Genomic DNA, 11,697 nt, shown 5'->3' with positions numbered 1-11,697 from the left:
CCCTGCGCAGCAAGCAGGCTCAGTAACAAGGGATTTAATTTAAACACACTATTTTCCTCACCAGAGAAAAGACAAATGCCGCACAGCGAATGCGCAGTGCGGGGGAAATAGCGAAGCGAAATATATTGTCGTAATAGCTTACGGCTGGAAATCCGTTGAAATGAGTATTACCGCGATCAGGTTAAAACGTCCAGTTTGACTTAAGGAATTGTGATGACGGCGATAAGCTTTAAGAATTGCGCTAACGGCCTGAGATAATTATCTGGAACTAAAAATGCAAAAAATGGCAAAAATCAGATGGCGGGAAATAATACCCGGCACGCCAGTGGCGGCCGGGCATGATGACAATTACAGTCGCGCTTCGACCGGCACCGCCACCTTTTTATCTTTCGGCTTGAGGCCAAACATGAATGAGGCGAAGCGTGAACGTTTGACGATAGCGTAACACACCGCGCTCAGCGCAATGCCGAGGGCAAAATCGATCAGGACATACAGGACTGACAGGTTATCCGGTAACCAGACATCCAGCAGCCATGAGAAAATGATCACCACCGGATAGTGCAGCAAATAGATGATCAGCGCGGAATCCACAATTGCCGTCAGAATGCGACTCTCTTTCACGTTGATGCGTTCGAAGCTAAATACCAGCCAGTAGGACAGCATCACCGACAGCACGCTGCCCAGCATCACCGGCACATATTTCATCACCCCGGTGATGTGGTTGTGCGCGACGACATAGCAGGCGGCCCACACCGCCAGCACCAGCGCGGCCACCAGCCAGCCATTCATCAGTTTACTGTTGGCGTAACGGGCAATTTTCTCGCGGTTGACGTATAACGCAAAACCGGCGGTGTAGTAGACGAGGAAGCGTGCGGTCACCGGGATGAGCTCGACAAATTCACCGCGGCCTTTCACCAGGAACTTCAGCACGAAGCAGGCGTTACCCAGAATCACCAGTGTGGCGATCAGCATTGGCAACGACATTTTGCCCAACTGACGGGCGCTCCACTGATAAAACGCGCCGGGTACCAGCAGCGACATCACCGACAGCGACACGAGGAACCACAGGTGGTGCATCATGGTATAGCTGTTTAGCCAGCCTTCGAGGCTCAGCGGGGTGTTATTCATCTGTCCCGCAATAAAATACATCAGCGGCGGAATAAACAGATAGGCTGATATCAGCGGAATCAGGACGCGCTTACGGCGATTATCCGTAAAGAATTTCTGCCCTTTTCGCAAAATAATCAGCGCGGAGAACATGCCCGAAAGAAAGAAGAACACTTCCATTCTGAAGGTGTGCACCATGCTCAGCAGTGCCGTAAATATTTCCGAGGGATCGCGCTGCGCGACATAATACCAGCCATTCTCTCCCGGCAAACTCCGTGAGGCGTGTAATAACACCCCTTCCAGAATTAGGCCGGCACGCAGCAGATCCAGGCCAATATTACGGCTGGATAAAAAGGATTCTGTTTTCACATTGCACATCCTGAAATGAGTTGTAACGCAATCATAATGATTCAGTCAGAATGCTAACACCGGATTAATCTGTATACATTATGTTTAGAAACGTTTCGGAATTTCGCCATAGTGTAAAGAATGTCACTGTGCAATGGCCATAAAGCTTAAGCCAGAATGTTCTGATGGTAAAAGTTATCGTCAGGCAGCGCCTATTCGCAGCTAACTGCCGGAAAAACAGCGAAAACCCACTCTTTTACAACAGGTTGTGGATTAACGGTTCGACTCGCAGTGCGAAAATTCGCTAATCAAACCGCGTTATGTCCTGAAGCAACCGTGATGTTTTAAGCAGGCGTCAATGCGGGATTTTCTGGCTGAAGGGAGGCTATTAGGCAGGGCTGGTTTTTACCTGATTGAATTTAAATAACTTTTATTCAGCAAGCGGCTTTTTTCTCAGAGTTGACCTAATTTTCACCCCGCAACCGTGCTTTCGGATTGTTGACCCGCAATCTCCCCTGTTAAGGTAATTCGCTTACGGTTAACAACCGATTCTCCATGTAACCTTGAGTATCAAAAGGCGGAAATTTGTTATGCAACGAGCGCTATCTGGCATCGTCACTTTGCTGATTACCACAGCCTGTCTGTGCAATACCGCATTCGCCGAAAGCGGCAAGCCCGATAATAACTTTATTATTGAAGCCTATGGCGGTTCCAGTACGCGCGGTGCCATGGCGATAAAGGAAAATGGCAAATTGCGCGCAATCTATATTAAAGACAATGAGATTGCTCTGATTAACCAGTGGCTACAGGAGAAGTATGGCGATGGCATTCGCGTAGTGAATAAAGGCGCGTCCTCATCGCAGGCCATGGACCTGTTAAATGGCAAATATTTCTACAAGAATAATAAAAGCTGGCGCGAAGAGATGAAGAAATCGCCGGCAAAAATCATTTTGCTGAATTTTGCCACCAATGATGCACGCCATTTCCATTTCCGCGATATAGAAAAGGATTACCAGGTTAGCCCGGACAAATATACCCAGGTGATGACACAGCTGATTACTATTGCCCGTGAAGAGGGTAAGCAGGTGATATTACAGGAGCCGCACCCGATTTGTGGCCGCGCGGAGAAGTGGCACGTTGCACCTTACGTCACCAAACTGGACGCGCTGGCTAAAGCAGAATCGGTGCCGCTGGCGCGTCAGTATCAGCGCATCCTGCAGATGAAAGACTGGCAGTCGCTGATGTCACCCGATTGTATTCATCCGTCCGAACAGCTGTACCGCATGAAAGCAGAGGAAACTTTTTCGGTGCTGGTCTCCCACTTTAATACCGAGCTGGCTGCTGCCGGGCATGGCAAAACCCCGGATGGCGAGCAGGTGGCGAAACGCTAAGCCGGTGATTGGCTGACCGGTGAAACGGCTTAACGCGATAGTGTAGCGGCATATTAACGGTAGTCTTTACCACCACGCTGTGTTATCCCTCGGGTTGTCGCGGAGGGATAACAATGAATATCAGTTTACTGAGCCAGTGTCCGCAGTTGCTGGATACGGTGGCAACTATGCTTCATCAGGAGTGGTCCGGGTTTTCTCACTGGCGCGACCGGAGCGCCATTCGTCAGCGCCTGCTGATGCGCAACGCGCAGCCGGCAAAAACGTTTACGCTGGTCGCGTTGAATGCAGAAAATGAAGTGCTTGCCACCGCCAGCACGATTCTTCACGAGCTTGATGACATCCATGAACGCCAGTTCTGGATGGGCGAAGTACTGACTGTCGCGGCACACCGCGGTAAAGGCGTGGCCTCTGCTCTGGTATTGCGTTTAATTGAAGAAGCTCGCCAGCGCGATATGGCAGAGTTGTGGCTGTATACGCCGGATCAGCAGGCGTTTTACCATCGCTATGGCTGGCAGGAAATCGAGCAGCGCATCGTGTCGTCAGAACAGGTTAGCGTGATGCGAAGGGGAATCTTTTAAGGTAAAGAAGATGTTGGTACGTAAAAACTATCCAGAACTGGGCGAAGTAAAAGCGCCTTACGTGCACGCCGTGAAGCATGGCGACACGCTTTACGTTTCGGGTCTGACTGCCTTCGCAACAACGGCGCAGCAGGCGGATATTGCTGCGCAGGCAGAAGTGATTTTTCAGCAGCTACATACACTGGCAGCGCAGGAAAACACCTCACTGAAAAACCTGATAAAAGTGACAATCTTTGTCACCTCATTCACCGATATAAATGCATTGCGCGACGTGCTTTACCGGCATTATGGCGAACACCTGCCCGCCAGTTCACTGGTGCAGATTAGCCAGCTGTTTTGCCCCGATCTGAAAATCGAAATTGAAGCAATTATTGCTCTGTGATGAAGTTGTAATTCTTTGTTTTATCGATGCTTTGATTTAAAACGATTCTTGTATGGTCACCTGTTGCCTACGCAAGTATTCCCTGGTCACCATAAATGGCGACCCTACAGGGTAATTGCACGGTTTTGTAATGTGTTTTACGTCACCATAAATGGCAACCCTGGCGGTAACGGCACAGTTTTGTAACGTGTTTTAGGTCACCATAAATGGTGACCTGACAGGGTATGGCACTGTTTTGTAGGGTGCGCATTGATGCGCACCGGCATTAACAGGGTGATTTTTAAACTGAACGGCATTGCGCGCTTTATGGCGGCCCGTTTTACGCTGGCCGCCACTGCGGGCGTGATTAACTTACCTGGGCGATTGCTGGCTCAGCTTCTGCGGTGCCGCTGCGCCTTTCCGCGCCAGCGAAGCCGGTCGGCGTCTGGCCGGTGAAGCGGGTGAAAGCGATGCTGAAGGCGCTGGCAGAGCGGTAACCCACCCGTTCAGCCACGTCGGCCACTGACAGGCGGCTGCTGCGCAGCAGATTTTTCGCCAGCGCCATGCGCCACGTCAGCAGATACGCCATCGGCGCCATGCCCACTGCATCGCGAAAACGCACGAAAAACGCCGAGCGCGATAGCGCCGCGTGTTTCGCCAGCTGGGGTACCGTCCAGCCATGGGCTGGCCTGGCGTGGATAGCGCGAATCGCCCCGGCCAGCCGCTCATCGGCCAGTCCACGCATCACGCCAGGCGATGCATTCGCCGCTGGCATTGCGCGCAGCGCCTCGATCAGCAGTAATTCCAGCAAACGTTCCAGCACAATCTGCCGTGCCGGACGCTGTGCACGGCACTCATCCCTGACCAGCTGCACCAGCGTGGTCAGGCGCGATGCGCCACGCACATGAATAAACTGTGGCAGTAACGAGACAATCAATTCCGCGTCGGGTGCGGCAAACTGGCAGTAACCAATCAGCGTCTGAACCTCGGCTGGCTGCTGCCGATCGCCAAGCCACACTTCGCCGGGCGCAAGCATCTCCGGCACAGAATCAGGCGCATCTGCGGCCGGTGGCTGCTCGCTGGTCATGCAAAATTCCCACGCAGCCGGAATCAGGACAAAATCCCCCGGCTCAAGCGCAACCGGAGGATGACCCTTCATTTCCAGCCGGCTGCGCCCCTCCAGCACCACGCAGTAAAACGGCTGGCCGGTCTCACTGCGCTGCACACGCCATAATCCATTGGCACGCGCGCGTTTGGAATAAGCCGCCCCGGGCTGTAACAGTGACACCATTTCGGCGAGCGGATCGATCATAATGGACTCCTGCAAATGAAACCAGGACTGTACGTTGTAGTGAGTCCGGTAGTGGTACTCTATAGTGAGCTCTTACCCAACGCAATGCAGGAGTGAACCATGAAAACCATTTTAATCACCGGCTGCTCTTCTGGTTTTGGTCATGCTACCGCGCTCTGGTTTCTGGAGCGCGGCTGGAAAGTCATCGCCACCATGCGCACCCCGCGCGCCGAACTGTTTCCTGAATCCGCCCATCTGCGCCTGCTGCCACTGGATGTCACCGATGCCGCCAGCATCAGGCAAACGCTGGCTGAAGCAGGAGAGATTGATGTGCTGGTCAACAATGCCGGCATCGGTTTATTAACTTCGCTGGAAGGCGCGCCGATGTCCTCGGTGCGGGAAGTGTTCGAAACAAACACGCTGGGCACCATCGCCATGACGCAGGCGGTCATCCCGCAGTTCCGTGCGAAAAACAGCGGCATGGTGATCAATGTGACCTCGACGGTAACGCTGAAATCCCTGCCGCTGCTGGCGGTTTATACCGGCAGCAAAGCGGCAGTCAACGCCTTTACCGAGTCGCTGGCGCTGGAACTGCAGCCCTTTAATGTTCAGGTGAGACTGGTATTACCCGGGCTGGCACCCACCACCGACTTCGGCAAAAACGCCCGGCCGCGCATGGAAAACACCTTGCTTGAGCCTTACCAGCCGATGTTTGATGGCATCATCGCCGGCATGCAGCAGCCCCAGCCAACCACTAAAGCACAGGACGTTGCCGCTGCCGTGTGGCGTGCCGCGACCGATCCCGCCGCACCGATGCGCATCCCGGCCGGAGAAGATGCCGAAGCCTCGATGAAGCAATACGGTTAGCGATCTTTACGCTGGGCCAGCGCCTGCAGTGCCGCCAGACCGTCGCGCGTCAGCCAGCTTTGCAACGGGGCAAACAACGGTTCAGGCAGCGCCTCAGGCGCGAACCAGTGCCAGCCTGCGCACTTATCCGGTTCCCGCAGCTGCGGCTCGCCGCTGGCGTCCGACGCCACCATCAGCAGCGTAATATAGTGCCGGTTGACCGCCGGAAACACATCGCTGACGAAGGCGCCGTTGTGTACGCTGTGCAGCTGTAGACCGGTCTCCTCCAGCACTTCCCGCCGTGCACAGGCTTCCGGTGATTCACCAAACTCCAGATGGCCGCCCGGCGCCGACCAGTCACCGGCACCGTGGCTGCCTTTACGCTGGCCGAGCAACAGCTTGCCATCGCGGAAAATTAATACGCCAACACCGACCTGGGGGGACATCATTGCTCCTGATTTATCGATCCTCTCACTCTGCACGGTTTATAAAACAGCGTATTCCGTCTGACAATGGTTTCCTGCCGTTATCGCTGGGGTTTGAGTCGCAGCGCCATCAGCATCAGTAGCAACACGCCCGCCGCCATGATCTGCCACGCACTGTCGAGTGATGCCGCGCGATCGCGCACAATGCCGGCCATCAGCGGCATCAGCGCGGCCAGTATATAGCCGCCGCCCTGCACGAACGACAGCAGCGCAGTGGCTTCTTCCGGCGTATGGGCATGATCAAGCGTGACAATCAGCGATAGCGGAAACAGCGCACCAATCCCCAATCCCAGCAGCAGCGTCGGTAACCAGGCGCGTTCGCCGCCCAGCCACAGCAGTGCGATCAGCCCCAGCAGGATGGAAGCCAGCACCAGCAGCAGCGGCCAGCGGCGATCGCGGCAGCGATGAATCAGTGCGGAGAGCATAAATCCGGCGGCGACTTCGGTCAGGGTTAATGCGCCCAGCACGTAGCCGCTCTGCGCCGGCAGCCAGCCGTGTTGCATGTAAAATGGCGGTAGCCACGCCAGCACCAGCGTGTAAGCACCGGTGCCGATGCCAAAAAACAGCATCAACAGCCAGGCACGCGGCGTGCGGTGTACGCCGCCAGCCGGTGGCGTGTTTACTCTTGTGGTCACAGGCTGCAGGCGCAGCCACAGAATCAATGCGATCAGCGCCGGTAGCGACGGCAGCATCAGGGCGATCGTCAGTCCGGCATGGCTGGCGAGCGGTGCGGCGCTGGCTGCGGCCACTGCAGCTCCGGCCATAATACCGGTGGTGAACAGTGCCATTAACGTACCGGCACGCGATGCGAAGTGGCGCTTGATGAGCGCGGGCATCAGCGCCTGAATCAGCCCGATGCCGCAGCCGGCCAGCAGCGCGCTGGCGGTTAGCATGGTGGCACTGTGATCAACGCCACGCGCGCCACCCGCGAGCACCAGCACTATCAGGCCAGCGGTAATGCCGCGCGCTTCACCCAGCCTGCGCAGCAGCAGCGGCCCGGCCAGCGCCGCCAGCCCCATCATAATGACCGGCAGCGTCGTCAGCAGGCTCAGCTGCGTGGCACTGAGCCCTGCATCGTGCTGCAGTTGCAGGAACAGCGGTCCGATGGCCGCCATCACCGGACGCAAATTCAGCGCCACCACAAAAACCAGTAAAGCAAACATGCTAATAGCAGGTAAGGTACGATTCACATTCTGTCTCCATACGTCAAAGTATCTTAACGTTAAGATACTTTGCGAAAGAACGATAGCGGGTGCGCACAAAGCGACACATTGCCCGCCGTGAACTGATGAGAATTAACATGACTGACCACGTAGATTTTGTCGTTGCGCAATGGGCCAGCGCCATGCCGGAGCTGGACGCCTCTTCCATGGCGATTTTTGGCCGCATGCTGCGCCTGATGAAGCTTCTGGCGAAACAGCGCGCTGAGGCGCTGGCGCCCTTTGGTTTTCGCGACGGCGAATTTGATGTGCTGGCGACGCTGCGGCGTGCCGGCGCACCTTACCGCCTGTCGCCCACGCAGCTCTACAAATCGCTGCTGGTCACCTCCGGTGCCATGACCAACCGGCTTAACCGGCTGGAAGAAGAGGGATTGATTGCGCGTGTTGCCGATGCCGATGATAAGCGCAGCACGCTGGTGATGCTGACGCCGGCCGGGCTGGCGAAGATTGAGCAGGCGCTGCAGGTGCATACGCAAACGCAGAACGCGCTGCTGGCCACGCTGGACGATCGGCAGCAGCAGCAGCTTGCCGCCCTGCTGCGTCAGCTGTTGCAGGCAGCCGAACAGTAAGCCGAACGGGATGTGGCAAAAAATGAATTAATTCAGCGCGTTTTTCGCTATGTTAAGCATCCCACACCGCTTATTTTCGGACTGGCTATGCGTAACAAATATGCCCCTGCGCAAATCTTTATTCACTGGCTGACGCTGGTACTGGTGGCCACCGCTTACTGCACCATGGAGTTTCGCGGCTTATTCACGCGCGGATCCTGGCAAGGCTACACCATGATCGTCGGACATTTCAGCGCCGGCAGTTGTGTACTGTTGCTGATGCTGTCACGCATTGTGCTGCGTTTTCGCCATCGCAGCCCGAAAATCGAACCCCAGCCGCCACACTGGCAAACCGGACTGGCGCATCTGATGCATCTGGCGATTTATCTGTTCTTTATCGTGCTGCCGATTCTCGGCATCCTTTCGCGCTTTTACATGGGCCGTAACTGGTGGATTTTCGCGATTCCGATGCCGGTCAGCGCCAGCCCGGATCCCGACTTTGCCGATATGCTGAGCGACTGGCACGAAACCCTCGCGCCCTACGGCTACTGGCTGATTGGTCTGCACGCGGCGGCTGCGCTGGTGCATCATTATCTGATTAAAGACAATACGTTGCTGCGCATGATGCCGTCACGGCGAAACGGATGAAAGGAATAAGACGGTCGCCTGATGTGGCGACCGTCCTGATTTACGCAGCGTGCCGGCGATCGGTCACCGACCTCAACTGAGGTGAAAACGTCCCACGGTATGCGCCAGCTGTGCCGCCTGGTCTTCCAGCGAACTGGCGGCGGCTGACATCTGCTGGACCAGCGCGGCGTTCTGCTGGGTGGTGCCATCCATCTCGTTCACCGCGATCGTTACCTGGCTGATGCCGCGCGCCTGCTCGTCTGACGCGGTAACAATCTCGCCGATAATGGTGCGCACCGAGTTTACCGCCTGCGTCATCTCCTGCATGGTTTTACCGGCATCCTGCACCAGCTGCACACCGCTGCCGACGCGCTGGCCGGACTCTTCAATCAGCGCAGCGATATCCTTCACCGCATTGGCGCTGCGCTGTGCCAGATTACGCACTTCCGATGCCACCACGGCAAAACCGCGTCCCTGTTCCCCGGCGCGTGCCGCTTCAACCGCGGCGTTGAGCGCCAGAATGTTGGTCTGGAAGGCGATGCTGTTGATAATGGCGGTGATGTCGCCGATTTTCTTCGCGCTGTCGTCGATTTGCGCCATGGTCTGCACCACCTGGCCCACCAGTGACTCACCGCGGCTGGCGATGTGCGTGGCGTTATCGGTCAGCGTCGTCGCCTGATGCGCGTTAGCAGCGTTGTGTTTCACCGTCGCGGTAATCTGCTCCATGCTGGCGGCAGTTTGTTCCAGCGCGGCCGCCTGCTCTTCGGTACGTGACGCGAGGTTGAGGTTGCCGCTGGCGATTTCACCCGCGCCCTGGCGCACCGACGCGCTGGCATCCTGAATCTGCCCGACAATCTCGCGCAGCTGGTTTTGCATGGTGTGCAAGGCGAAGAACAGACTGCTATTGTCGCGCGCTTTCAGCGGGATGGCGTTATCCAGTTTGCCATCGGCCACCGCCAGCGCAATGGTGGCTGCGGTCAGTGGCTCACCGCCAATCGGCTTCAGCACTTTGCGACTGAATACCAGCCCAAGCAGTGCGCACACCACCAGGATGCTGATCACCATTAAAATCACCGCGTTAATCAGCTGACGGTGCGCCGCTTCCATCACCTTGCTCACCGGGGCCACCACGCCGAGATACCATTTCTGATCGCTGTTACCGATCACCACCGGCCGCCAGGCCACCAGCGCATCCTCGCCCAGAATAGCGTCATGCTGTTCGGTGACCGTGCTGCTGAAATTATGTGTGTCGCCCTTCCAGGCTTTGCTGGTCTGGCTTTTGTCCGGATAAGACACCACATTGCCCGCGCTCGAGAGCAGCATGGCGTAACCGCTGCCTTCCCACGGTTTGATGCTGTTCACTTTTTCCTGCAGTGACGCCAGTGAGATATCGGACGTCACCACGCCCCACAGTTTGCCCTGGCTGATAATTGGCGCGGCCACCGAGGTCAGCAGCGTTGGCACACCGTTATAGGCATAGCTATAAGGTTCGATCAGCGTATCTTTCTGGCTTTTCTGCGGCAGCAAATAGTAATCGCCCTGGCCTGGCGTAAAGATTGAGGTCAGCGGATGCAGGGCAAAATTGCCACCCTGGTCGCGATCGACGAAATAGGCGTAACGTCCTTTAGGTGCCGCGCCAGCCTGAGAGGCAAACTCAGCATCGCGTCCGTCAAATGCGTTTTCTTCGAAGATGACCGAAATAGAGAGATAGTCCGGATTATCACGCAGTGCAGAGACCAGCAGCTTATCGGCCACTTTGCGGTCCTGCACGCCGGCAGCCGGCAGGGCAATCAGACTGTGGCCGAGGTTGTGTGCGACATCGCGTGCGTAACTCAGCTCCTGCTGGATTTGCAGCGCCTGACTCTGCGCAATCTGCTGTAAGTAACTTTCCGCCAGCGATTTTTGCTCATTGCTGGACTGCCAGCTCAGCACGCCGATAGTCACGGCGAAGCCGAGGGTGATGGTTAAGGCGCCCGTCAGCAGCATTTGTGTGCGGGTGCTCATTTTTTTCTTATTAGATATGGTTGTGGCCATGTCGGCGCTCCTGGTGTTGACACTTTATTACTGAAAAAGAATCACGCCCTGTGCACCTGCATCCCTGTAATCACTCTATCGGCGCACAATCCGGGAACTTGATGGCCTGGCAGGTCCGATCAGAAAACCAACAACCGCTGTTGTGGCGTCGGGTCGCCATTAAAAACGCTGAGACGATGCAGTAAAAAAGAGGGAATTTGATCTGGCGCAAGATCGCCACTTCGTTGTGCTGTCAGGTTATTGCGTACGGGCGCAACGCGCCGCATAACAAGAGGAATGCAACATGGCAGGTAAATTGAGTCTGGCAGGGTTAATGGTGGTCTGGCTGGTGTATGTGGCGTGGATGGTCAGTTACTACTCAGGCACCTTCTCTCTTTTCACGCACTGATCCTTTGCACTGATCCTTTGCACTGATCCTTTGCACTGATCCTTTGCACTGATCCTTAGCACGGTTCCCAGGCCAGCACAGAGGCTGGCCCGGATTCAGCAGCAGTACAAAGCGACGCGCGGTTCCTCAGGCGGCTTTGACCGCTCGCACCTTCTTCTCTTTTTCCGGCGCAGCGGTATCGCTGTCGTCAGCAGCAGTTTCGCCGCTGTCTTTCACCGCGTCCGGCAGTTTGCTGGTGCGCAGAATGTGTTGCACCGCGTCTTTCTGTTCGGCCAGCAGCATACCCAGCGCTTCGGCCTGGGCCTCATCCATCGCTGGCTGATGTTGCTGCAGCCAGTCGGTGAACGCGTCGGCCATATCGAGCATTTTGTCCCATGCATCTGCGTCTTTTTTATTGGCAAACGTCATCTTCTCTTCACCCTTTCTGACCACAACATATTTGGTTTCGACTGCCATGATGCACCTCATTTACT

At 56.0% G+C, this 11,697-nt stretch carries 12 protein-coding genes; 6 read left to right on the top strand and 6 right to left on the bottom strand.

Translation table 11 applies throughout. The features are described 5' to 3' along the window. Positions 1-348 precede the first annotated feature (348 nt). Positions 349-1,485, bottom strand: coding sequence for an acyltransferase family protein (locus tag KOL70_RS18335; RefSeq protein WP_211075112.1), 1,137 nt, complete (start codon positions 1,483-1,485; stop codon positions 349-351). A 560-nt stretch (positions 1,486-2,045) separates the two neighbouring features. Here KOL70_RS18335 and KOL70_RS18330 point away from each other — a divergent pair. The 3 genes from KOL70_RS18330 (at position 2,046) to KOL70_RS18320 (ending at position 3,806) form a co-directional block, all read left to right on the top strand. After that, positions 2,046-2,846 (top strand): SGNH/GDSL hydrolase family protein, encoded by an 801-nt coding sequence (locus KOL70_RS18330; RefSeq protein WP_071813634.1) that lies wholly within the window; start codon positions 2,046-2,048, stop codon positions 2,844-2,846. Positions 2,847-2,959: 113 nt separating this feature from the next. Beyond that, positions 2,960-3,424, top strand: coding sequence for a GNAT family N-acetyltransferase (locus KOL70_RS18325; RefSeq protein WP_215481281.1), 465 nt, complete (start codon positions 2,960-2,962; stop codon positions 3,422-3,424). Positions 3,425-3,434: 10 nt separating this feature from the next. After that, the gene (locus KOL70_RS18320) at positions 3,435-3,806 is read left to right on the top strand and encodes a RidA family protein (protein WP_021509073.1); all 372 of its coding nucleotides are present in this window, start codon (positions 3,435-3,437) and stop codon (positions 3,804-3,806) included. 346 nt (positions 3,807-4,152) lie between these two features. Here KOL70_RS18320 and KOL70_RS18315 read toward each other — a convergent pair whose 3' ends face one another. Further along, positions 4,153-5,097, bottom strand: coding sequence for an AraC family transcriptional regulator (locus tag KOL70_RS18315; protein WP_215481280.1), 945 nt, complete (start codon positions 5,095-5,097; stop codon positions 4,153-4,155). Between the two features lie 99 nt (positions 5,098-5,196). Between KOL70_RS18315 and KOL70_RS18310 the strand changes: the two genes are divergently transcribed. Further along, on the top strand, positions 5,197-5,943 hold the full coding sequence (locus tag KOL70_RS18310) for an SDR family oxidoreductase (protein ID WP_021509071.1): 747 nt from the start codon (positions 5,197-5,199) through the stop codon (positions 5,941-5,943). On the opposite strand, the gene KOL70_RS18305 is transcribed toward KOL70_RS18310, so the two are convergent. Together KOL70_RS18305 and KOL70_RS18300 are read right to left on the bottom strand one after the other, a co-directional pair. Further along, the gene (locus tag KOL70_RS18305; protein WP_215481419.1) at positions 5,940-6,368 is read right to left on the bottom strand and encodes an NUDIX hydrolase; all 429 of its coding nucleotides are present in this window, start codon (positions 6,366-6,368) and stop codon (positions 5,940-5,942) included. The two genes, KOL70_RS18310 and KOL70_RS18305, sit on opposite strands and share 4 nt — an antisense overlap. An 80-nt stretch (positions 6,369-6,448) precedes the next feature. After that, the gene (locus tag KOL70_RS18300) at positions 6,449-7,597 is read right to left on the bottom strand and encodes a CynX/NimT family MFS transporter (protein WP_371824669.1); all 1,149 of its coding nucleotides are present in this window, start codon (positions 7,595-7,597) and stop codon (positions 6,449-6,451) included. Positions 7,598-7,707: 110 nt separating this feature from the next. On the opposite strand from KOL70_RS18300, the gene KOL70_RS18295 reads away from it, so the two are divergent. Both KOL70_RS18295 and cybB read left to right on the top strand, forming a co-directional pair. Then, on the top strand, positions 7,708-8,196 hold the full coding sequence (locus KOL70_RS18295; protein ID WP_215481279.1) for a MarR family winged helix-turn-helix transcriptional regulator: 489 nt from the start codon (positions 7,708-7,710) through the stop codon (positions 8,194-8,196). A gap of 87 nt (positions 8,197-8,283) precedes the next feature. Further along, on the top strand, positions 8,284-8,823 hold the full coding sequence (cybB, locus tag KOL70_RS18290) for a cytochrome b561 (protein WP_031280003.1): 540 nt from the start codon (positions 8,284-8,286) through the stop codon (positions 8,821-8,823). Between the two features lie 72 nt (positions 8,824-8,895). On the opposite strand, the gene KOL70_RS18285 is transcribed toward cybB, so the two are convergent. Together KOL70_RS18285 and KOL70_RS18280 are read right to left on the bottom strand one after the other, a co-directional pair. Next, positions 8,896-10,836 (bottom strand): methyl-accepting chemotaxis protein, encoded by a 1,941-nt coding sequence (locus KOL70_RS18285; protein ID WP_215481278.1) that lies wholly within the window; start codon positions 10,834-10,836, stop codon positions 8,896-8,898. 514 nt (positions 10,837-11,350) lie between these two features. Further along, complete coding sequence (locus tag KOL70_RS18280; protein WP_058775925.1) at positions 11,351-11,680, bottom strand: YebG family protein; 330 nt, start codon at positions 11,678-11,680, stop codon at positions 11,351-11,353. Positions 11,681-11,697 lie beyond the last annotated feature (17 nt).

The organism is Pantoea sp. B270, from assembly GCF_018726825.1.
Taxonomy (GTDB): Bacteria; Pseudomonadota; Gammaproteobacteria; order Enterobacterales; family Enterobacteriaceae; genus Pantoea; species Pantoea dispersa.
Note: the sequence above shows the minus strand (reverse complement) of the source record. Positions and strands in the feature narration are given on the sequence as shown.